The following is a 412-nucleotide window of genomic DNA, read 5'->3' on the forward strand; positions in this document are numbered from 1 at the left end:
ATTTATGATTATTTGGAAAAGGTATTAAATCTTAATATTAGTTATTCAAGTAAGTCTATTACTTTTGAACCGTTTGATGAACAAGCATATCAATTGTTTGGTGATGTATCGGTGGCTTATTCAGCAACAGTTCGAAGTATTGTGTATTTAGAAAAGACAATGCCGTTTCAATATAATATTTCAAAACATCGTGCAAATGAATTTAAATTTAACGACTTCTCAAGACGGCGTATAAAGTAAACAATGATATAAATGATTTATACTTGCAATTAACTATTAAAATATAGTAATATATATCTTGCCGTGCTAGGTGGGGAGGTAGCGGTTCCCTGTACTCGAAATCCGCTTTATGCGAGGCTTAATTCCTTTGTTGAGGCCGTATTTTTGCGAAGTCTGCCCAAAGCACGTAGTG

General features: G+C 33.5%; 1 protein-coding gene and 1 other RNA gene. Both read left to right on the forward strand.

Annotation, left to right across the window (positions count from 1 at the left end; all coding sequences use genetic code 11):
* Positions 1–240, forward strand: a 240-nt coding sequence (locus tag D7Y13_RS43915) for a UTRA domain-containing protein (protein WP_120631154.1), incomplete at its 5' end; no start/stop codon positions are given.
* Positions 241–301: 61 nt separating this feature from the next.
* An RNA gene (ffs, locus tag D7Y13_RS49855) (signal recognition particle sRNA large type) lies at positions 302–412 on the forward strand; the annotation flags it as partial.

The sequence above is a fragment of the Corallococcus praedator genome (genome assembly GCF_003612125.1).
GTDB lineage: Bacteria > Myxococcota > Myxococcia > Myxococcales > Myxococcaceae > Corallococcus > Corallococcus praedator.